Annotated in this window: 18 protein-coding genes and 1 riboswitch; of the genes, 14 read left to right on the top strand and 4 right to left on the bottom strand. The window is 69.2% G+C overall.

Features of this window, described 5'->3' with window-relative positions:
* Positions 1 to 120: 120 nt before the first annotated feature.
* From HMPREF0591_RS13125 to metE, 8 genes are all read left to right on the top strand, one after another.
* Positions 121 to 1110 (top strand): SDR family NAD(P)-dependent oxidoreductase, encoded by a 990-nt coding sequence (locus tag HMPREF0591_RS13125; protein WP_007169049.1) that lies wholly within the window; start codon positions 121 to 123, stop codon positions 1108 to 1110.
* 96 nt (positions 1111 to 1206) lie between these two features.
* Positions 1207 to 2355, top strand: coding sequence for an acyl-CoA dehydrogenase family protein (locus HMPREF0591_RS13120; RefSeq protein WP_007169048.1), 1149 nt, complete (start codon positions 1207 to 1209; stop codon positions 2353 to 2355).
* Positions 2352 to 3452, top strand: a complete 1101-nt coding sequence (locus tag HMPREF0591_RS13115; RefSeq protein ID WP_007169047.1) for an acyl-CoA dehydrogenase family protein — start codon at positions 2352 to 2354, stop codon at positions 3450 to 3452. The genes HMPREF0591_RS13120 and HMPREF0591_RS13115 overlap by 4 nt, the downstream gene beginning before the upstream one ends.
* 2 nt (positions 3453 to 3454) lie before the next feature.
* Positions 3455 to 4102, top strand: coding sequence for a nitroreductase family protein (locus HMPREF0591_RS13110; RefSeq protein ID WP_040622470.1), 648 nt, complete (start codon positions 3455 to 3457; stop codon positions 4100 to 4102).
* 139 nt (positions 4103 to 4241) lie between these two features.
* On the top strand, positions 4242 to 5522 hold the full coding sequence (locus HMPREF0591_RS13105) for a TetR/AcrR family transcriptional regulator (RefSeq protein WP_007169045.1): 1281 nt from the start codon (positions 4242 to 4244) through the stop codon (positions 5520 to 5522).
* Between the two features lie 77 nt (positions 5523 to 5599).
* Positions 5600 to 6442 carry an SDR family oxidoreductase gene (locus HMPREF0591_RS13100; RefSeq protein ID WP_007169044.1) on the top strand — a complete coding sequence of 281 codons (843 nt, stop codon included), beginning with the start codon at positions 5600 to 5602 and terminating at the stop codon, positions 6440 to 6442.
* 280 nt (positions 6443 to 6722) lie between these two features.
* On the top strand, positions 6723 to 7382 hold the full coding sequence (locus HMPREF0591_RS13090) for an SDR family oxidoreductase (protein WP_007169043.1): 660 nt from the start codon (positions 6723 to 6725) through the stop codon (positions 7380 to 7382).
* 52 nt (positions 7383 to 7434) lie between these two features.
* Positions 7435 to 7603, top strand: a riboswitch (cobalamin riboswitch).
* 143 nt (positions 7604 to 7746) lie between these two features.
* Entirely contained in the window at positions 7747 to 10038 is a 2292-nt protein-coding gene (gene metE, locus HMPREF0591_RS13085; protein WP_085981597.1) for a 5-methyltetrahydropteroyltriglutamate--homocysteine S-methyltransferase, read from the top strand.
* 142 nt (positions 10039 to 10180) lie between these two features.
* On the opposite strand, the gene HMPREF0591_RS13080 is transcribed toward metE, so the two are convergent.
* Positions 10181 to 11920 carry a DUF3556 domain-containing protein gene (locus tag HMPREF0591_RS13080; protein ID WP_040622465.1) on the bottom strand — a complete coding sequence of 580 codons (1740 nt, stop codon included), beginning with the start codon at positions 11918 to 11920 and terminating at the stop codon, positions 10181 to 10183.
* 124 nt (positions 11921 to 12044) lie between these two features.
* Between HMPREF0591_RS13080 and HMPREF0591_RS13075 the strand changes: the two genes are divergently transcribed.
* Positions 12045 to 12254, top strand: coding sequence for a hypothetical protein (locus tag HMPREF0591_RS13075; RefSeq protein ID WP_007169040.1), 210 nt, complete (start codon positions 12045 to 12047; stop codon positions 12252 to 12254).
* 120 nt (positions 12255 to 12374) lie between these two features.
* On the opposite strand, the gene prpD is transcribed toward HMPREF0591_RS13075, so the two are convergent.
* A complete protein-coding gene (gene prpD / locus HMPREF0591_RS13070; protein ID WP_007169039.1) occupies positions 12375 to 13883 on the bottom strand; it encodes a 2-methylcitrate dehydratase PrpD in 1509 nt (502 codons plus the stop codon).
* Positions 13884 to 14000: 117 nt separating this feature from the next.
* Here prpD and HMPREF0591_RS13065 point away from each other — a divergent pair, with 117 nt between their 5' ends.
* From HMPREF0591_RS13065 to HMPREF0591_RS13055, 3 genes are all read left to right on the top strand, one after another.
* On the top strand, positions 14001 to 15365 hold the full coding sequence (locus tag HMPREF0591_RS13065; protein ID WP_007169038.1) for a flavin monoamine oxidase family protein: 1365 nt from the start codon (positions 14001 to 14003) through the stop codon (positions 15363 to 15365).
* A gap of 100 nt (positions 15366 to 15465) precedes the next feature.
* A complete protein-coding gene (locus HMPREF0591_RS13060) occupies positions 15466 to 15792 on the top strand; it encodes a hypothetical protein (RefSeq protein ID WP_007169037.1) in 327 nt (108 codons plus the stop codon).
* A 100-nt stretch (positions 15793 to 15892) separates the two neighbouring features.
* A complete protein-coding gene (locus tag HMPREF0591_RS13055; RefSeq protein WP_208857756.1) occupies positions 15893 to 16402 on the top strand; it encodes a hypothetical protein in 510 nt (169 codons plus the stop codon).
* Here the strand turns inward: HMPREF0591_RS13055 and HMPREF0591_RS13050 are convergent.
* Positions 16399 to 16908: a DoxX family protein gene (locus HMPREF0591_RS13050; protein ID WP_007169035.1), complete on the bottom strand. Its 510-nt coding sequence runs from the start codon at positions 16906 to 16908 to the stop codon at positions 16399 to 16401. The genes HMPREF0591_RS13055 and HMPREF0591_RS13050 overlap by 4 nt on opposite strands.
* Positions 16909 to 17018: 110 nt before the next feature.
* Here HMPREF0591_RS13050 and HMPREF0591_RS13045 point away from each other — a divergent pair, with 110 nt between their 5' ends.
* Together HMPREF0591_RS13045 and HMPREF0591_RS13040 are read left to right on the top strand one after the other, a co-directional pair.
* Complete coding sequence (locus tag HMPREF0591_RS13045) at positions 17019 to 18647, top strand: pyruvate, phosphate dikinase (RefSeq protein WP_244268921.1); 1629 nt, start codon at positions 17019 to 17021, stop codon at positions 18645 to 18647.
* Entirely contained in the window at positions 18644 to 19258 is a 615-nt protein-coding gene (locus HMPREF0591_RS13040) for a MarR family winged helix-turn-helix transcriptional regulator (RefSeq protein WP_007169033.1), read from the top strand. Before HMPREF0591_RS13045 ends, HMPREF0591_RS13040 begins: the two co-directional genes overlap by 4 nt.
* On the opposite strand, the gene HMPREF0591_RS13035 is transcribed toward HMPREF0591_RS13040, so the two are convergent.
* Positions 19259 to 19835: WS/DGAT domain-containing protein (locus HMPREF0591_RS13035; RefSeq protein WP_007169032.1), on the bottom strand; the 577-nt coding region annotated here is incomplete at its 5' end.

The following is a 19835-nucleotide window of genomic DNA, read 5'->3' as shown; positions in this document are numbered from 1 at the left end:
GGTCGGCACGAACCTCGGTGGACACGCTCAATCTCCGAACCGTGTGGACTTTGTTGACCAAATATCTGTTCCACCGTAAAGTCCGTTGCCACCGCAGTCAATCGGGGCAAGGGGCACAGGGTGATCGACTTCGCCGGCCAGGTGGCCGTGGTCACCGGCGCCGGCCGCGGACTCGGCCGGCTGTACGCGCTGGACCTGGCGCGCCGGGGCGCCGCGGTGGTGGTCAACGACGTCGGGTGCGGAATGCGCGGCCGCCCAGACGCGCCGATGGACTCCGGCGTCGCCGACGCCGTGGTCGACGAGATCACCAAGGACGGCGGAACCGCCATCGCCTCCTACGATTCGGTTGACAGCGCCGCGGGCGGTCAAGCCATCATCGACGCGGCCGTGGGCGCGTTCGGGCGTCTCGACGCGGTGGTCAGCAACGCCGGCATCTTCGGCAGTGCGCCCTTCGAAGACCTCTCGCTCGACGATTGGACGCGAATGCTGCGCGTGCACCTCGACGGTGGATTCCACCTCTCCCAGCCCGCCTACCGCGTGATGAAGGCCAACGGGGGCGGGCGGTTCGTGTTCATCTCGTCCTCCGCCGGAATCTTCGGTCAGCCGATGGAGGCGCACTACGCCGCGGCGAAGGCCGGCCTGGTCGGGCTGACCAACGTGGTCGCCATCGAAGGCGAGGCGCACGGCATCCTCGCGAATTCGGTTATGCCGACCGGATTCTCGCGAATGGTCGCCGAAACCGTCGGCGACGAGAAGTTTCTCGCCGAATCCGGCTTCATGCAGGCCATCCGGCCCAAACTCGTGGTGCCGCTGGTGACGTTTCTGGCAAGCAGCGCGTGCACGTTCAGCCACCGCAACTATTCGGCAGCCGCAGGCCGCTATGCGCGGGTGTTCGTCGGACTGAGCCGGGGCTGGCTGGCTGCCGCCGACAGTCAGCCGACCGCCGAGGACATCCGCGACCATCTCGAGGAGATCTCGTCGACCGAGGCGTTCATCGTGCCCGCCTCGATCGTCGACGAGGTGCTGGAAGTGTGCGAACGGCGCGGCGTCAGCGCGATGCCCGGCAACGGCGAGGTGGCATTCCCCGAGCCACCGGGAAGCGGGAACTGATCATGGACGCCGGTGTTGTTGACCAGAATTCTGCTCGACCGTAAAGTCCGGCTTGGTCGCGGGTGCACGGAATGACGACGCTGAAGACAGAGGAACGTGGACTTCTCATACCCGGCGGAAGTGGAAGAGTTCCGCACCGAATTGCGCGACTGGTTGTCGCAGAACCTGACCGACGAGTTGGTGGCCGCCCGCCAGCCCGCCGGGCGTGACGACGCCACGATCGAGATGCTGCGCGCCTGGAGCGCGACGATGGCCGACGCGGGCTGGGCGGCGGTCTCCTGGCCTCGCGAGTACGGCGGCCGCGGCGCGACCGTACTCGAGCAACTGGTCTACACCGAGGAAACGACGCGCGCTCGAGCCCCAATGCCGCTCAACGTCATTGGGCTCAACAACATTGCGCCGGCCATCATGCAATACGGCACGGAAAGCCAGAAGCTCACCTTGCTCCCCCGCATGATGCGTGCCGAGGACATCTGGTGCCAAGGCATGTCGGAACCCGAGGCGGGGTCCGACCTGGCCGCGCTGCGGACCCGGGCGGTGCAAGACGGCGACGCTTTCGTCGTCAACGGCCAGAAGATCTGGACCTCGCTGGGGCATCGGGCCGACTGGTGCCAGCTGTACGTGCGCACCGATCCCGACGCAGCCAAGCACAAGGGCATCTCCTGTCTGATCGTCGACATGACGCTGCCCGGCATCGAGGTTCGCCCGCTGGTGACCCTCAACGGCGACACCGACTTCGCCGAGGTGTTCTTCCACGACGTGCGCGTGCCGGCGGACGCGTTGCTCGGACCGCCGAACGCGGGCTGGCAGGTGGCCACCACGACGCTCAGCCACGAACGGGCCGGCGCCGCCCGGCTGTACGCCGAAATGCAGGTGCGGCTCGAGGAACTGGTGGACGACATCGCCGCGGCCGACGCCCGAGCGCTCGAGGATCCGGTGACCCTGCGCCGCCTCGGCGAAATCGCGCTGCGGATCAAGTATCTCGAAGTCCTGTGCCAGCGGTCGATCTCCGCCACGCTGCACGGCGGTGACGCGTTCGGATCGGCCAGCCTCGCCAAGACGGTGTGGGGCGAGATCGGGCAGGACATGGCCGCGCTGGCCTTCGACGTGCTGGGCACCCGTGGCGCCGGCGCGCCCTGGGCGAACTATCGCCTGACGTCGCGCTCGCTCACCATCGCCGGCGGCACGAGCCAGATCAACAAGAACATCACCGCCCAGCGGGTACTCGGGTTGCCGCGCAAATGAACCTCGAACTCACCGACGAACAGGTGGCGCTGCGCGACACCACCCGGCGTTTCCTCGCCGGGAAGGCGCCCGTCTCGGACCACGTGCGCCCGCTGCTCGACGACCCGACCGGCACCACCGACGCCGTGTGGCGGGGCCTCGCCGATCTCGGGACCACCGGCCTACTCGTCCCGGAGCACCACGGCGGCGCCGGCATGACGATGGTCGAGGCCGGCATCGTCGCCGAAGAGCTCGGCGCCGCGCTGCATCCGGGGCCGTGGCTGTCGACCGCCGTCGCCGCCGCCCGAGCGCTGACGCGGCTCGGCGCCGCCGACGCCGCGGCCGAGCTGCTGAGCGGGATCGCCGACGGCACCACCATCGCCACCGTCGGGTTCCCCGATGGCGAGAACGCCTCGGTCGCCGCGAGCCGCCAGGGTCCCGACGTCGCATTGCGGGGCGAAATCGCCGGACTCCCGGACGCGGCCGCGGCGGACGTGCTGTTGGCGCTCGCCGAAGATGACGGCGGCCTCGGGCTTTTCGCGGTGCGGACCGGCGGGCCGGGCGTTTCGATCGAACCCGAACGCGGTATCGACCAGACCCGCAAGCGGTTCCGCGTCGCGCTGGACGCGGCGCCCGCGCGGCGGCTGGCCGCGGCGTCTCCGGACGACGTCGCGGCGGTGCTCGACGACGTGCTGATCGTGACGGCCGCCGACGCTCTCGGCGCCGCGCGCTCCGTCATGGACAGCGCCGTCGAATACGCCAAAACCCGAACCCAATTCGGCCAGCCGATAGGCTCCTTCCAGGCCGTCCAGCACCTGTGCGTCGACATGTTCGAGACGGTCGAGCTGGCCCGCAGCGGCGTGATCCACGCGCTGTGGGCCGCCGACAACGCCGGTCCGGACGAGCGCCACCTTGCCGCGCTGCGGACGAAGGCGTTCGCCGGGCGGCTGGCCACCGTGGGCGACACGGCCATCCAGGTGTTCGGTGGGATCGGTTACACCTGGGAGCACGACGCGCACCTCTACCTCAAGCGGCTGCTGAGCTGGAGCGCGTTTCTCGGCGGCCCCGACCGGTACCTCACCGAACTCGGTGCGCGCCTTGCGAAGAGGGGAACATAGTGATGGACATCGAGTACCTACTCACCGCCACCCGCTCGGCGCGCAAGACGCTCGACCCGGACGCGCCGATCGATTTCGCAGACATCCGGGAATGCCTGCGCATCGGCCTGCAGGCGGCCAACGGCTCCAATCAACAGTCCTGGCGCTGGCTGGCGGTGACCGACCCGGAGCTGCGGGCCGAAATCGCCGAGCTGTACCGCGAGGCCTACCTGCTGCGGGTCGGTGGACGGATGATCGCCGACCTGATGCCGGCCGAGACGCCGGAAGGGCGGATCATGTCGTCGACGGAATGGCTGGTCGCGAACCTGGCGCGGGTGCCGCTGTTGCTGATTCCCTGCTATCAGCCCTACCTGCCGCGCATCGAGGGCGACGAGTCGTTTCATCGGGCCACGCTCTACGGCTCGATCTTCCCCGCGGTATGGAACTTTCAGCTGGCGCTGCACACCCGCGGATACGGAACCTGCATCACCACCCTGCATCTGCACCGCGAGGCCGAGGTGCGACGACTGCTGGGAATCCCCGACACCTACGTTCAGGGTTGCCTGCTCCCGGTCGGGCGGCTTCGCGCCGGGCACAGGTTTCGGCCCGCCCGTCGGCGACCCGTCGACGAGGTCGTCGCGCGCGATCGGTGGGACGGGCCGGCGCTCTAGAATGGGTGCCGGCACCGCCGTTGTGCAGCGCATTCGTCCCGCCGGGTCTGATAGCCTCTAACAAACATTTGGTTCGGCGAGAGGGACGAATGCGCATGCTTGCCAGTCCGCACTCGCCCGGAAGAGCGCACGGCTGATCATGCCGAGAGCGGAGTCGTTGCGCGCCGGTCCCGCAGCGGATTTGGGCACACGCCGAACCGAGATCCTCACCACCGCAGCCTCGCTGATCGCGCAGTCCGGCTTGCGGACCTCGTTGCAGGAGATTGCCGACGCGGCAGGAATCCTTCCCGGCAGCCTGTATCACCATTTCGAGTCCAAAGAGGCGATCCTCATCGAGTTGATCCGCCGCTACCAGGACGATCTGGACCGGATCGGGCAGGCCGCGCAGGCGAAGTTGGACAAGCCCGACCCCCGCCCGGTTCCCGAGCAGATCGTCGAGTTGGGCTCGGCGATCGCGCACTGCGCCGTCGAACATCGCGCCGCGCTGCAGATGTCGTTCTACGAGGGACCGAGCACCGATCCGGAACTGATGAAGCTGACGCAGCAGCGGCCCGTGGCGATTCAGCAGGCGATGCTGCAGACGCTGCGCGCGGGCAGGTGGAGCGGCTACATCAAACCCGACATCGACCTGCCCACGCTGGCCGACCGGATCTGCCAGACCATGCTGCAGGTGGGCCTGGACGTCATGCGTCACAAATCCCCCGCCGACCAGGTAGCCGCGCTGCTTTGCCGAATCATGTTGCAAGGCTTGGCAACTCGGCCGCCGACCGATGCCGCGCTGGATCGGTCCGGCGCCTTCGCCGCCGCGACCGGCGTCATCGCGACGTGGTCGGACGACAGCGACGCCGACCCCGGTGACAAGGCGGCGCACGTGCACGCGGTCGCGCGCGCGGAATTCGGCCGCAAGGGCTACGAGGCGACCACCATCAGGGACATCGCGTCCGCGGCCGGCCTCGGCACCGGAACGGTCTACCGGGTGATCGGATCGAAAGACGAGCTTCTCGCGTCCATCATGGAGTCTTTCGGCCGAAAGGTGGAGGCCGGCTGGGTCAGCGTCCTGCGCTCGGACGCCACGCCCATCGAGAAGCTGGACGCGCTGAGCTGGGTCAATGTCAACGCGCTCGATCGATTCTCCGACGAGTTCCGGATTCAGCTCGCCTGGATGCGGCAATCGCCGCCGGACACTCCCAACCCGGGCTGGTTGTATGCGACCCGGCTCCGGCAGATGAAAACGCTTCTTTCCGAGGGCATCCGGTCCGGGGAGATCAGCGTCGACGCCGCGTCGACCGCGATGCTGGCCCGGTGCGTCATCGGGTTGCAGTGGATACCCGAGAACATCCTCGCCGAGGTCGGCAAACGCGCGGCGCTGGTGCACGCGCGGGACACGGTTCTGCGTGGTGTCGCGGTTCGCGCCGGGTAGCTATTGAACCAAATAACTGTTACCCATACAGTTGGGCGGTTAGAACTGCGTTGGCCGTGAATGAGAAGGGGATTTCCATGACTGTTGTCGATCGGTTGCGCTACGACGGCAAGCGGGCTCTTGTCGTCGGCGGTGCCACCGGCATGGGTGCGGCCGCGGCCAAGTCGGCGGCCGAGCTCGGCGCCGAAGTGATCGTGATGGACTATGCGCCGGTGAACTACGACGTCGCCAAGTCCATCCAGGTCGACCTGCGCGACCCGGCATCGATCGACGCCGCGCTCGAGCAGCTGGACGGCCCGATTCACGCGGTGTTCTCGGCCGCCGGCATCGCCGAGGGAACGACCGACCTGATGGCGATCAACTTCATCGGCCACCGCCATCTCATCGACCGGCTCCTGGAGAAGAACCAGCTCCCCCCGGGCTCGGCGATCTGCTTCATCTCCTCGGTCGCGGGCATGGGCTGGGAGAACGACCTGGAACTGCTGACGGAGTTCCTCGCCACCCCGGACTTCGCCTCGGCGCAGGAGTGGGTCAAGGCGCACGAGGCCGAAGGCATCATCCACTACGGCTTCTCCAAGAAGGTCGTCAACGCCTACGTCGCGACCCAGGGCTACCCGCTGCTGAAGAAGGGGATCCGGATCAACGCGATCTGCCCCGGGCCCACCGACACGCCGCTGGCCCAGGCCAACGCCGACCTCTGGCTGACCTTCGCGCAGGACTACCGCGACGAGACCGGCTCGAAGGTGCACACCCCGGAGCAGATGGGCGACGTCATGGCGTTCCTCAACAGCGCCGCCGCCTTCGGCATCAGCGGCATCACGCTGCTGGTGGACTACGGGCACACCATGGCATCGCTCACCGGCGCGTACCCGCCCGGTAAGCCGATCATCGATCTGATCATGGGGCGGGTGAAGCTTTAGTGGCGATCGCGAGCGCGGCGTAGCCGGGCGAAGCGGGTCGCCACAATCAGGATCGGCGCGATCGCGAGCGCGGCGTAGCCGGGCGAAGCGGGTCGCCACAATCAGGATCGGCGCGATCGCGGGCGCGGCGTAGCCGGGCGAAGCGGGTCGCCACAATCAGGATCGGCGCGATCGCGAGCGCGGCGTAGCCGCGAAGCGCGATCGCGAGCGCCCGGCCAGCCGGGCGCCGGGCGTCGAGCGCCCGGCTGGCCGGGCCCTCGGCGCCGGTAACGTCGGGGGCATGGCACGAATCGTCGTCATCGGCGGCCACGGCAAGGTCGCGCTGCAGCTGGCCCGCATCCTGACCGAACGCGGCGACGGGGTGAGCTCGGTGTTTCGCAACCCCGATCACTCCGACGACGTCGCGGCCACCGGCGCCACTCCGGTGGTCGCCGACATCGAACGGCTCGACACCGACGCCCTGGCCGGGCTGCTGGCCGGGCACGACGCGGTGGTCTTCTCGGCGGGGGCGGGCGGCGGCAACCCGGCGCGCACGTACGCCGTCGACCGTGACGCCGCCATCCGGGTGGTCGACGCCGCCGCGCGGGCCGGCGTGAAACGGTTCGTGATGGTCTCCTACTTCGGCGCGGGGCCGGACCACGGCTTGCCGCAGGAGGATTCGTTCTTCGCCTACGCCGAGGCGAAGGCGGCCGCGGACGAACACCTGCGCGCCAGCGCGCTGGACTGGACGGTGCTGGGACCGGGGCGGCTCACGCTCGACCCGCCGACGGGCCGGATCACCCTGGGCCGGGGAAAGGGCGAAGTATCCCGCGCGGACGTCGCGCGCGTCGCGGCCGCCGCGTTGGCGGACGACTCGACCGTCGGCCGCACGATCGACTTCAACAACGGCGAGACCCCCATCGCCGAAGCGCTGGCAGGCCAGCGCGCACGACGGGAGTAGACTCCGCTGCGCAGCTGGTCTGCCGTCGCCGAAAGGCGACGGCATCGAGCGAGGCACGTTAGTAACGCCTCGCGAGAGGGAACCCGGTGAGAGCCCGGGACTGTCCCGCAGCGGTATGCAGGAACGACCGCCGTCAACCAAGCACTGGTCTCGCCGAGACCGGGAAGCGACGGCCAGTAGGTGCACCGACCGGTGCGCGCCTGCGAGTCCGAAGACCTGCCAGCCGTGCCGGGCGCGCCGCGTCCGGCGGCTCATCGCCTCGTGGAATGGGCGTTTGGCCGACGACGTTGCGGTGTGTGCGCAAGGTGTGCACACCGCGGCGGATCGGCTGCGCGTCCTCCGGCGGTGACCACCCCGCTGATGGATAGGACAGACCGTGACCGCACAACCCTTCACCGCCACCGTTACCGGCTCCCCCCGCATCGGCCCCAAGCGCGAACTCAAGCGCGCCACCGAGGGCTATTGGGCGGGACGCACCAGCCGCTCCGAGCTGGAATCCGTTGCCGCCACGCTGCGCCGCGACATGTGGGCCGGACTCGCCGCCGCCGGCCTGGACTCGATCCCGGTCAACACCTTCTCCTACTACGACCAGATGCTGGACACCACGGTGATGCTCGGCGCCCTGCCGGCCCGGACCGCCCGGGTGTCCGACGATTTGGACCGCTACTTCGCCGCGGCGCGCGGCAATGCCGACGTCGCGCCGCTCGAGATGACCAAGTGGTTCGACACCAACTACCACTACCTGGTTCCCGAGATCGGGCCCGCGACCGCCTTCTCGCTCAACCCCGACAAGGTGCTCTTTGAGCTGAACGAGGCTCTGGCGCAGGGGATCCCCGCCCGGCCGGTGATCATCGGACCGATCACCTTCCTGCTGCTGAGCAAGGCGGTCGACGGTGGCGGTGCGCCGATCGAGCGGCTCGAAGAGCTGGTGGGAATCTACGCGGAGCTGTTGGCGCTGCTGGCCGAGAACGGCGCGCAGTGGGTTCAGTTCGACGAGCCGGCGCTGGTGACCGACATCTCCGCCGACGCCCCGGCGCTGGCCGAGGCCACATACAACGCACTGGGCAAGGTCAGCAACCGCCCCGCCATCTACGTCGCCACCTACTTCGGCAACCCCGGCGCCTCGCTGGCCGGACTGGCCCGCACGCCGGTCGAGGCCATCGGCGTCGACCTGGTTTACGGCGCCGACACCGGCGTGGCGGGCATACCCGAGTTGTCCGGCAAGACTTTGGTGGCCGGCGTCGTCGACGGACGCAACGTCTGGCGCACCGACTTGGAGGCGGCACTGGGCAAACTCGCCACCGTGCTGGGATCGGCTGCGGCGGTGGCGGTTTCGACGTCGTGCTCCACGATGCACGTGCCGTACTCGCTGGAACCCGAAACCGATCTCGATGACGCGCTGCGCAGCTGGCTGGCGTTCGGGCGGGAAAAGGTGGCGGAGGTGGTGACGCTCGCGCGGGCACTGCGCAGCGACTTTGGAGGCCGAGCCTCCGTGGCCGACGAGATCGCCGCGTCCAACGCCGCGGTGGCGTCGCGCAGGAGCGACCCGCGCCTGCACGACGACCAACTGCGCGCCCGCATCGACTCGATCGTCGGGTCGGGCACCCGCCGCGGTGACGCGGCGGGGCGCCGCGCCAAGCAGGACGAGCGCCTGCACCTGCCGCCGCTGCCGACGACGACCATCGGCTCCTACCCGCAGACCTCCGCGATCCGCAAGGCGCGCGCCGCGTTGCGGGCCGGCGAGATCGACCAGGCGGAGTACGAGAAGCGGATGCGCAAGGAGATCGCCGACGTCATCAAGCTGCAGGAGGAGCTGGGTCTCGACGTGCTGGTGCACGGCGAACCCGAGCGCAACGACATGGTGCAGTACTTCGCCGAGCAGTTGGAGGGATTCTTCGCGACGCAGAACGGCTGGGTGCAGTCGTACGGGAGCCGCTGCGTGCGACCGCCGATCCTGTACGGCGACGTCGTTCGCACCCATCCGATGACGGTCGACTGGATCACCTACGCGCAGTCGTTGACCGACAAGCCGGTGAAGGGCATGCTCACGGGCCCGGTCACGATCTTGGCGTGGTCCTTCGTCCGCGACGACCAGCCGCTGGCCGACACCGCCAACCAGGTGGCGCTGGCCATTCGCGACGAGACCGTCGACTTGCAGGCCGCGGGCATCGCGGTCATCCAGGTCGACGAGCCCGCCCTGCGGGAGCTGCTTCCGCTGCGCCGCGCGGATCAGGAGGACTACTTGCGTTGGGCCGTAGGCTCTTTCCGGTTGGCCACCTCGGGCGTCGACGACTCCACGCAGATCCACACCCACCTGTGCTACTCGGAATTCGGTGAGGTGATCGGGGCCATCGCGGACCTGGACGCCGACGTGACGTCCATCGAGGCGGCCCGGTCACACATGGAGGTGCTCGACGACCTCAACGCGGCCGGCTTCGCCAACAGCGTCGGCCCGGGCGTCTACGACATCCACTCGCCGCGGGTGCCCAGCACCGCGGAAATGGCGGAGTCGCTGCGCGCGGCGCTCAGAGCCGTTCCCGCGCAACGGCTGTGGGTCAATCCCGACTGCGGGCTGAAGACTCGCAATGCGGACGAGGTGAGCGCGTCGCTGAAGAACATGGTCGCCGCCGCTCGGGAGGTCCGGGCGGGCGCCTAGCCGGGCGTCCGCGCGAGCGTCACGCGCCTAGCCGGGCGTCCGCGCGAGCGTCACGCTGGCGTGGCGTCCCCCGAGAGCAACTCACGCGCCCCGCCGGGCGTCCGCGCGAGCGTCACGCTAGCGTGGCGCTCCAGGCCGAGCGTCACGCTGGCGTGGCGTCCCCCGAGAGCAACTCGACGGGAACGTCGTCGGCCCACGGTTGCCGGGTCACCATGTCGGCGACCCTGACGATGCCGCGCTCGAATTCGCCCGTCGCCGCGTCCACCAGCCGGTAGGCCTGGGTCTGCTTGTGAATGGGCTGCGCGTCGAGCAGCACCACCCGCACCTCGCCCGGCTCGAAATGGCAGCGCTCCTGCAGCGCGGCGATCAGCTGCTCGTTGTGCATGTGGCCGTCGCCGAAGTTCCAGCCGATCGCGGTGCTGCAGATGCGTTCGCCGTCGGTGAGCACGTAGTCGTCCTCGTTCTGGCCGGCCATCGCGCGGTGCGCCAGGGTGAACAGCGCCCGGCCGTGAGTGTTGAACCCGCGGAACGCGTATCCCATGTAGAGCGGGATCTGCGCGGCCTCCGGGCTGCCGTAGAACCGCTCCAGCTGGGCCTGCGGCATGCTGGCGATCGCCACGACGCCCCTGGCGATCTTGTCGCTCGCCGACGGCTTGATGCACCACAGCGTCGTGTCCCAGTTCCCGGCGTAGTACCGCATCCCCGGCAGGAACGAAATCTTGCGCGGAAACATGTTGCCCAGCAAAACGATTCCCGCGATGACGACGAACAGTATCGCCACCACCACCGGGTGCCTCAGGTCGCGCAGGCCCAGGCGGGCGTGCGCGACGAACAACGACAGCACGCCGAAGATCATGAAGACGTTCCACTCCAGCGGCACGCCCATCGGGATCGACAGCAAGATACCCAGGTGGAAACAGACCATCACGATGGCGGCCACCGTGATCGGCCAGCCGCTGTGGCAGAAGAACAACGGCAGCGGCACCAGCATCTCGATCGCGGTGCTCAGGTGCGCCAGCCATCGCGACAACCGCCCGGGCCGCAGGTCGTCCGGGAACTTCTCGAAGAATTGGCGCTTCAGCCACCGGGGCCGCACCAGCGGATTGTTGGACATCATCGTGGAGATGACGAAGGGGAAGTGCTTGTTGAGTTTCGACGTCGCGGCGCCCATCCAGATGACCAGGAACACCACCTTGGACCCGACGATCATGTCCACCCCGCCGAACAGGAAGGTCACCGCCATGGTCGCGTAGACCTCGCCGCGGGCGGCCAGGAAGATCACCTTGTCGCGCAGCCCGAGCACGGCGAGCAGCAACAGGATGAGCACGATCTTCCAGGCGGGCAGCAGCCCGACCGTGGTGCCCAGCTCGGGCATCGGGCCGGTGCCGTCGGCGAACAGCGCGCTCAGCGTCACCAGCAAAAACAGCGCATACAGCGCGACGTCGATCGGCTTGCGTTTGGTGCCCTTGGTCAGGGGAACCCGGTCCGGCCACGGTGGCAGCCGGATGGTGCCGAACCGCATCCAGTACAGGATCGAGCCCATCGGCGGGAAGAACCGGTTGTTCAGCGGCCCGAACCCGCAACCGAGCCCGACCACCTCGAAGAGCATCGTGTAGAGGACGACCTTCTCGAACACGATCGGCTCCGACCACCACTTCGCGACGTTGGTGAACCCGCCGAGGCCCGCGGTGGCCGACGCGAACAGCCACGCGCCCAGGATGTAGAGCAGGATTTTGGCGACGTAGAACAGGTGCAGCGCGACCGGCGTGCCGAAGCCCACCTCGGCCCAGTGCTTGGCCATCGGGCGGATCTTCTCGCTACGGGTGCCCTTGTTCCACTCGGCCATGTCGAGCTGCGGCAGCTCAGGCTTCAGAAATCCCATGGTGGTCAGATTAGAACGTGTTCTAGGCGCGCGGCACTCAAGCCGGGCAAGAATCCTTTGCCGGCGACTTCGCGGCCGGATAGCGTGACAGCGGATCGGCGCGAGTCCCCGGGAGGCGTCCACCATGAGCAGGCTTCGCATTCTCATACCGGCCGCGGTGCTGGCGACGATGGCCGCGGTGTCACCGGCCGCCCGGGCCGACGCGCCCGCGCCGGGCGATCCCTGCACCGTGTGGCACGCGACCGCCCGGGACGCCAACAACAGGACGATGTGGTGCAACCCGACGATGACCGGTGGCCACAACCTGGTGTGGCAGTACGGCGGTCCCGGCTGAGCTCGCGGTCGCCCGCGGTTCGCGGCGTGCACTGAGGGCTTTCCGGGTGCGCTGAGGGCGGAAAACCCGCGATGATTCCACCGCGGACGCACACTCAAAGCCGTCAGCGCACAGGCGATTTCACCGACCGAAGATCCCCGGCGCGATCACCGGCGCCCGCCGCAGCACCCGCGGATCGACCTGGAGATTGAGCGCGTCGAGCCCGCCCGCCGGCAGATCGGCCAGCGCGTCCACGGCAGCAAGAAACCGTTCCCGCTCGGCGGGTTCGACGACGTCGCCGGCGAGCCGGTTGAACTTCCCCACGTACTCCGGGCGACGGAACGGCCGCGTCCCCGACGGGTGCGCGTCCGCCACCGCGAGCTCGTCGACGATCACTTCCCCGCTGTTCAGCGTGATCTCGGCGCGCGCGCCGAACGCCTTCTCGGCCGGATCGGCCGAGTGGTAGTGGCGGGTCCACTCCGGATCCTCGACCGTCGAGACCTTGCGCCACAGCGCGACGGTGTCGGGCCGGTGGACCCGCTCGGGGTCATAGGACCGCTCGTGGTGCCAGCTCCCGTCCTGCAGCGCGACCGCGAAGATGTAGGGCAGCGAGTGGTCGAGGGTTTCCCGCGACGCGTCCGGGTCGAACTTCTGCGGATCCCCCGAGCCCGTTCCGATCACGACGTGGGTGTGGTGGCTGGTGTGCAGCACGATGGACGCGATCTCTTCCAGATCGCCGACCCGCTCGCGGAGCCGCCGCGCCAGGTCGATCGGCGCCTGGCTCTGATACTCCGCGGAGTGCTCCTTGGTGTAGCTGTCCAGGATGGCGCGCTTGGGCTCGCCGGGAGCGGGCAGCGGCACGTGGTATTCGCGCTCGGGTCCGCCGAGGAGCCAGGAGATCACGCCGTCCTCGCCCTCCCAGATGGGCGCCGGCGATCCCTCGCCTCGCATCGCCCGATCCACCGCCTCGATGGCGACCTTGCCCGCGTGCGCGGGGGCGAACGCCTTCCAGCTGGAGATCAGCCCCTTGCGGGATTGGCGGGTGCTGGTGGTCAGGTGCAGCGCCTGCCCGACCGCCTGGTAGATCGTCTCGGTGTCCAGCCGCAACATGGTCCCGATGCCGGCGGCCACCGACGGGCCCAGGTGTGCGACGTGGTCAATCTTGTGCTCGTGCAAGCAGATTCCGCGGGCCAGGTCGATCTGAATCTCGTAGGCGGTCGCCACGCCGCGGATCAGGTCGCCGCCCTGCAGGCCGAGCTGCTGGGCGACCGCGACCAGCGGGGGGATGTTGTCGCCGGGGTGGGCGTACTCGGCGGCCAAAAACGTGTCGTGGTAGTCGAGTTCGCGCACCGCGACGCCGTTGGCCCAGGCCGCCCATTCCGGGGAGTACGTGCCGTCGACGCCCAAGACGCGGGCGCCGCGCCGCGCGGGATGCGCCAGCGCCTGCAGCCGTGCCACCGTAACCGGCCGGCGCAGCACGGCGGCGGCGCTGACCGCGGCGTTGTCGATGATCCGGTTCGCCACCATCTCGGCGGTCGCCGGCTCGACGGCAACCGGATCGGCGGCGACGTCGGCGATCTTGGCCGCCAGGTGTTCGGCACGGGGAAAGTCGTCGGAGCTGCGCCGCGCGCGAACCGTATGCGTCAACACAATCCGAACCCTATGGCCGGCAAGAACCCGCGCAGAAATCTGCGTTAACCCGCCACCGCCGGTGCGGCCCGCGGTGTAGTTTGCTGCTGGGGCGGTACACAGGTTGAGGAGCCAGCCGTGTCGGACGTCGATTACTGTGTGGTCGGAGCGGGATTCGCGGGTCTGACGGCGGCCCTGCAATTGAAACGGGCCGGCCATCCGGTGGCCTTGCTGGAGGCGCGCGACAGGGTCGGCGGCCGCACCTTCACCGAGTATCGTCCCGACGGCACCTGGATCGACCGCGGCGGCGCGTGGATCGGACCGGGCCAGGACCGGATCTACGCGCTGATGGACGAGTTCGGCGTCCCCGAGTACAAGCAGCACAACGACGGCGACGCCATGATGATCGTCGACGGCAAGAAGCACCGCTACGGCGGCACCGTCCCCTGGACGATGAGCCCGTGGGCGGTGGCCAACCTCGGCGTCGGGTTGCTGTCGATCGAAAAGATGGCCAAAACTCTTCCGCGCGAAGCCCCCTGGGAGGCCGAGCAGGCGCACGAGTGGGACCGCATCAGCATCGGGGAATGGATCGAGCAGAACACCATGTCCAAGCAGGCCCGCGAAATGCTGGACATGGCCTTTGCCGGCCTCTACACCTCGGCGGCGTCGGAGACGTCGTTGCTGTGGGGGTTGTTGCAGACGGCGTCGGCGGGCGGACTGACGTTCGCGATTTCGGGCAAGGGCGGTTCCCAGGACGCCCGCCCGGTCGGCGGAATGGGCGCCATCTACGGCCGGATCGCGGCCGAACTGGGCGACGCGGTGCACCTTTCGCAGCCGGTCCGCCACATCGCCCAGGACGCCGACGGCGTGACGGTGACCGCCGCCGACCTGACCGTGCGCGCGCGGCGGGTGATCGTGGCGATCCCGCTGGCCGTCGCCCCCTCGATCGTCTACGAGCCGATGCTGCCGGTGGATCGGGCGATGCTGCACCAGCGCATGCCCAGCGGCGCGGTCATCAAGACGTCGATCATCTACGACGAGCCGTTCTGGCGCGCCGACGGGCTGTCGGGTCAGTCGGCCGCGCCGGGGTCCCCGGCGACGTTGACGATCGACGCCTGCACGGACGCGGGCACCCCCGGGGTCATGTGCGTCATCACCGAAGGTCGCGCGGCGCGGCGGCTGACGAAGCTCACCGAGGCCGAGCGCAGAGCGGCGTTCATCGGCGAGTTGGTCGACCGGTTCGGCGAGCGGGCGCGAACGCCGCAGGAGTACCACGAGCAGAACTGGACCATCGAGCGCTACTCCGGTGGCGGAATGATCGGCCACGCACCGACCGGCGTGCTGACCGAGTTCGGCTACACCCTGCGCGAGCCCTGCGGCCGCATCCACTGGGCCGGAACCGAGAGCTCGACCATCATGTGCGGGTGGATCGACGGCGCGATCCGCTCCGGTGAGCGGGCCGCGACCGAAGTCCGGGAGGCCGAGACCGCCGCCGTCGTCTAGCGGCCCTGCAACGGCTCCAGCCGGACAGCCGCGAACCAGCAGTTTCGAGGTAACGTCGCACGGGCCGGCACACCGGCAGCACCGCCGGGAAGGGGACACCGTGGGCCTGTTCAGGAAGAAGAGTCAGGCGCCACAAGCCGCCGGTAAGGATACGGTCTACTACTCCACCCCTTTTGGCGACACCAAAGACGGCAAACAAAAGCTTTTCTTACTCGGACGCGGCGAGATGCAGTTCTTTCCGGTGTTCCGCAGCAGGGAGTCGCTCATCGCGTTCTTCGAGAAAATGAATCGCGCGGGGTACATGATCCTCGAGGGAGACGTGCAAAGCGTTTTGGAAACAAATCGCTCGCTCGAGCTGATGAAGGACGTGGCCATCGTCATCGAGCCGCTGAGCGCAAATCCCGTCGAGATCATGCCCAACGCTTGACAGACGCCGGCGGCGAGCCCTTTGCGGCGTTGCTGGGCAGGGGCAAGGATCAGCATACGGAGTGGGAGGGAACCGGGTGCGCGCCAAGCCAATCGAAATAGTGGCCGTGGTGGCGGCCGCCGCGTCGGCCGCAATGACTCTTCTGCCCTGGGTCGACGTGAGCCCGCTGGGCTTGCCGATGCGCTGGAACGGCCTGGGCATCTACATCGGTGAGCATGGCGAACACTACGGTGGTCTGTTCGCGGGGCTGGTCAACGGCACGCCGGGCTGGGTCGTGCTGAGCGCCTCGATCGCGGCCGGCGGCGCGGTGCTCGCCGCGAGCCGGGTGCGGATGCTCGGGCTCGTTGCGTGCGGATGCGCGGCTATCGCGTTTCTCAGCGCCATCGTGTGTCTGGCCTATCCGGCGGTACTGGCCGGCGACGCCAAACACGAATTGGGCGTATCCCTGGTCCCGGACCGGGAAGTGCTGAACTCCAGCGCGTTGATCGCCGAGACCGCGTCCACCGGTGTGCTGTTGGCGTGCGCCGTCCTCATCGCAGCCAGATCGCCGCGCAGCTTCCGCCGTCCCGAAGAGGCGGTGCCGGACGGGAACGACGACGCCGCGAGCTAACCAGCCTGCTTAGCGGGCGGGCGGTAGAAGATCACCAGCTGGCCAATCGCGCCGGCGAGCCCGAGCACCACCGAGATCAGCAGGCCGCGCCAGCCGTCCATCCAGTTGTGCCCGAACACCACGTAATCCAGGCTGAGCTTTCCGGCGCCCAGGGTGGCGACGGCGACGGCGCTGACCGCCAGGACCAGGTTGTATTCCCAGCCCTCCTTGACGATGAAGAAGCCGTTGGCGCGGTGCACGGTCCAGGCCGCGACCAGCATCAACGACACAAAACCCGCCGCGGGGATCGGGGTGAGCAGGCCGGCGGCCAGGCCCAGCCCGGCGGCCATCTCGGTGGTGGCGGCCACGGTGGCGTGGAACTTGCCGGGCTTCATGCCGATGCTTTCGAACCACCGCGCGGTGCCCGGGATGCGGCCTCCGCCGAAGAACTTGTTGTAGCCGTGCGCGGCCAACGTCACGCCCAACACCAGCCGCAGGATCAATAGTCCGACGTCGTAGGGAGTCATACCTGCAAACCTAGATCATGGGGCGGACCGGACAACAGGAGCGCCGAGCAGCTAACTCGACTGATCCGTGTGGGAACATTGCGGGCGTTCCGACGTTGGCCGATCGGAAGCTGACCACGAGGGGGTGCACCACGGCTCGTATCGCACGAGGCGGCGCCGTGGTGTTGCTGGACGGCACGGCGAGTCACCCCCGGGAGTTGCTCGGCAACAAGGGCCACGGCATCGAGGTCATGCGCCGGCACGGCCTGCCGGTGCCACCCGCGTTCTGCATCACCACCGAGGTGGGCCTGCGCTACCTTGCCGATCCGCGGGCGACGATGGACGCGGTCTGGGACGACGTTGTCGACCGCATGCGCTGGCTGGAGGCGGAGACCTCGCGCGCATTCGGGCGGGGCCCGCGTCCCCTGCTGGTCAGCGTGCGCTCGGGTGCCACCCAGTCGATGCCCGGGATGATGGACACGATCTTGGATCTCGGCATGAACGATGACGTCGAGGAAGCGCTGGCCGCGGGCGGCGCCGCGGCGTTCGCCCGCGACACCCGCCAGCGGTTCGACCGCATGTACCGGCGCATCGTCGGAATGGACGAACACGAACCGGTGCCCGCCGACCCCTTCGCGCAGCTGCGCGCCGGCATCGAGGCGGTGTTCGCGTCGTGGGACTCGCCGCGCGCGGTCGCCTACCGCACGCACTACGGCGTCGGGAAGCGCAGCGGCACCGCCGTCGTCGTGCAGGCGATGGTGTTCGGCAACCGCGGGCCCGATTCCGGTGCCGGCGTTCTCGTTTCACGCAATCCCGTCACCGGCGACGACGAGCCGTTCGGCGAATGGCTGCCCGGTGGCCAGGGCGACGACGTGGTGTCCGGATCGGTCGAGGTCGAACCGATCACCGCGCTGCGCGACGAACAGCCGGCCGTCTATGACGAATTGATAGCCGCCGCGAAAAGGCTGGAGCGGCTCGCGTCCGACGTGCAGGAGATCGAGTTCACCGTCGAGGGCGGCAAGCTGTGGCTGCTGCAGACCCGCGATGCCGAGCGGTCGGCTCAGGCGGCGGTGCGCCTGGCGCTGCACCTGCGGCACGAGGGGCTCATCGACGACGCCGAGACGCTGCGCCGGGTGACCCCCGCGCATGTGCAGACGTTGCTGCTGCCCGCGCTGCAGCCCGAAGTGCGTTTGGCGGCAAAGCTTTTGGCCAGGGGCTTGCCGGCGTGCCCGGGCGTGGCGTCGGGCCGGGCGTACACCGACGTCGAGGAGGCGCTCGACGCCGCCGAGCGCGGCGAGTCGGTGATCCTGGTGCGCGATCACACCCGGCCGGAGGACGTCTCGGGCATGCTGGCCGCCCAGGCCATCGTCACCGAGGTCGGCGGCGCGGCCAGCCACGCCGCGGTGGTCAGCCGCGAACTCGGCCGGGTGGCCGTGGTCGGCTGTGGCCAAGGGGTCGCCGCGTCGCTGGCCGGCAAGGTGATCACCGTCGACGGTGCCGAAGGCGAAGTGCGGGAAGGCGAGCTGAGGTTGTCCGCGTGGTCGGAAAGCGATACGGCCGAGTTGCGGGAGCTGGCCGACATCGCGCGGCGGATCAGCCCGTTGCGCGCCCACACCGCCGGCGACCACATGGCGCTGGATGACGCCGCGGAGGCCGCCGTGGCGGCCGCCATGGCCGGCGGGCATACCGACGTCGTCTCGGCCACCCCGCTCATCGTCATGCTGACCGCGTTGCGCCTGGCCGGGGGAACCGCACGATGACGGAATTGGCCGTGTTGCAGGCGGTTCGGCTGAAGGGCCGGGTGCGTCCCGCCGAGCTGGCCGCCACCTTGAACGAGGACGTCGCCGGCGTCGCGGCTCTGGTCGAGCGGCTGACCGCGGCAGGTCTGCTGGTCGACGGCGCGACGGTGCGGCTCACGCCCGCCGGGCGTGAGCGGCTCGCGGCGCTGCTCGAGGAGGAGCGCAGGGGCACCGACCACGCCGCGCTGGGCGCCGCTTACCGCGACTTTCGTTCCGTCAACGCCGATTTCAAGGCCCTGGTCACGGAGTGGCAGCTCAAGGGCGGCCCCGGCGGCAGCCCCAACACCCACGACGACGCGCAATACGATGCCGCCGTGCTGGACCGCCTCGACGATGTGCACGCCCGCGTGCTGCCGATCATCGACGCGGCCGCGGCGCAGCTGCCGCGGTTGCGCGGCTATTCGGCGAAATTGGTTGCGGCCCTGGGCAAAGTGCACGAGGGCGAGACCGCCTGGCTGACCAAGCCGCTCGTCGACTCCTACCACACCGTGTGGTTCGAGCTGCACGAGGAACTGATCTCCGCCATCGGCCTGACGCGTGAGGAAGCGGCGAGGTCGGGTGACGCGCAATAGCTACAGCGCCGCCTCGAGCAGCTCCGCGTAGTAGTCGATGTCGGGAACGGCGGACTCGGCCGCGTGCACGCTGATCGCGATGGTGTCGCCGATGCCGTGCACGCCGTGCGTCAGGCCCATCACCGGTGACAACGCCGGGTAGCCGGCCGTCAGCACCACCCGGGCGCCCCCAAAGCTCAGGTCGGCCGCGCCGCGGTGAACGCTGGACACCACGGTGTTGCCGGAGACCTGTGTCGGCCGGGCGTCGGCGTCGAATTGCGCCACGCCCCAACGCAGTAGCGCGGCGGGCACCGCGGCGAAGGCGCGGTCGGCGTAGCGCGTCGCCGGGTCGGCGAACCGGCGCCGGCCGTCGGCCAGCTCCGCCGCGATCCGCTGCGCGCGGGCTTCCAACCCGAGGCCGGGATACAGGCCGACGGTGACGTTGCCGAAGTGGTTGAACGCTTGCGCCACACCGGGTTTGGCCGTCGGTATTTCGGCGCCCAGCGTGTCGGCGGCGTCACCGAGCAGCTGAGACAGCGCCGTGGAGATCGCCGTCAGCGCCCCGACGGTGACGGTGGGGCCGCGCAGCTGCTCGCGG

Origin of the sequence: Mycobacterium parascrofulaceum ATCC BAA-614, from assembly GCF_000164135.1 — a bacterium.
In the GTDB taxonomy this organism is placed as follows: Bacteria; Actinomycetota; Actinomycetes; order Mycobacteriales; family Mycobacteriaceae; genus Mycobacterium; species Mycobacterium parascrofulaceum.
The sequence above is the reverse complement of the archived record's forward strand: the minus strand, read 5'-3'. Positions and strand labels throughout refer to the sequence as shown.

Coding starts and splice junctions, on each gene's coding strand:
- HMPREF0591_RS13115 (WP_007169047.1), top strand. CDS start 2,352: ATGAACCTCGAACTCACCGACGAACAGGTGGCGCTGCGCGACACCACC.
- HMPREF0591_RS13110 (WP_040622470.1), top strand. CDS start 3,455: ATGGACATCGAGTACCTACTCACCGCCACCCGCTCGGCGCGCAAGACG.
- HMPREF0591_RS13075 (WP_007169040.1), top strand. CDS start 12,045: ATGAGCAGGCTTCGCATTCTCATACCGGCCGCGGTGCTGGCGACGATG.
- HMPREF0591_RS13040 (WP_007169033.1), top strand. CDS start 18,644: ATGACGGAATTGGCCGTGTTGCAGGCGGTTCGGCTGAAGGGCCGGGTG.
- HMPREF0591_RS13080 (WP_040622465.1), bottom strand. CDS start 11,920: ATGGGATTTCTGAAGCCTGAGCTGCCGCAGCTCGACATGGCCGAGTGG.
- HMPREF0591_RS13100 (WP_007169044.1), top strand. CDS start 5,600: ATGACTGTTGTCGATCGGTTGCGCTACGACGGCAAGCGGGCTCTTGTC.
- HMPREF0591_RS13050 (WP_007169035.1), bottom strand. CDS start 16,908: ATGACTCCCTACGACGTCGGACTATTGATCCTGCGGCTGGTGTTGGGC.
- HMPREF0591_RS13105 (WP_007169045.1), top strand. CDS start 4,242: ATGCCGAGAGCGGAGTCGTTGCGCGCCGGTCCCGCAGCGGATTTGGGC.
- HMPREF0591_RS13090 (WP_007169043.1), top strand. CDS start 6,723: ATGGCACGAATCGTCGTCATCGGCGGCCACGGCAAGGTCGCGCTGCAG.